Raw genomic sequence first — 747 nt, 5'->3', positions numbered from 1 at the left:
CTGGGCAATCCAGACTTGTGAATTGTCACTGATATTCTGAATCATGCGTCCCCCAGAACGGGTTGAACTTCTAAATTAGGCAACCGTGGAGCGTGGGTAGAATCCGGATAGAAGAAAGGCGCATCCGAGGATGCGCCTTCTCGTAACTGGCGGAGCGGACAGGGCTCGAACCCTCGATCCCGGCGTTACAGGCAGCTGTTTCAGCGACCTGCTCTACCGCTCCGCTGCCAGGTCAGGCATGACCCCGACCCGGATAGGTAAAAACCTGAAAACTTAGTTAACAGCTTCTTTCAGTGCTTTACCGGCTTTGAAACCTGGTTTTTTGGCCGCTGCGATCTGCAGCGTCTTGCCGGTCTGTGGGTTACGACCAACGCGAGCCGGACGATCAGTCACGGAGAAAGTACCGAAACCAACCAGAACAACGGAGTCGCCAGCCTTGAGAGCGCCAGTGACGGATTCGATTACTGCGTCCAGCGCACGGCCAGCAGCAGCTTTCGGGATATCAGCGGATGCAGCGATAGCATCAATCAGTTCCGACTTGTTCACTCTAAGTCCCCTTATATCTATTTTGAGATGATTCTAAGTTTTTTGGTGAAAGCAAAAACGTGTGCTGAATGGCCTACAGACACTTAAGAGCCGCTTTATAACAAGGGCTCTAAAAAGCTGTCAAGGAAGCCACCCAAGCAAAAACGTATTAATGCGTGCTAATTCTTTACTTAGAGTCAGAATCACGTTTTTCGTCATTGG

At 50.7% G+C, this 747-nt stretch carries 1 protein-coding gene; it reads right to left on the bottom strand.

Annotated features, from left to right (window positions below; translation table 11 throughout):
- Positions 1-273 precede the first annotated feature (273 nt).
- Positions 274-546, bottom strand: a complete 273-nt coding sequence (locus tag ACIOU6_RS27550) for an HU family DNA-binding protein (protein WP_008077714.1) — start codon at positions 544-546, stop codon at positions 274-276.
- Between the last annotated feature and the right edge of the window lie 201 nt (positions 547-747).

Source organism: Pseudomonas sp. NPDC087615 (assembly GCF_044743445.1).
Classification (GTDB): Bacteria; Pseudomonadota; Gammaproteobacteria; order Pseudomonadales; family Pseudomonadaceae; genus Aquipseudomonas; species Aquipseudomonas baetica_A.
This window is presented reverse-complemented; position numbering and strand designations above follow the sequence as displayed.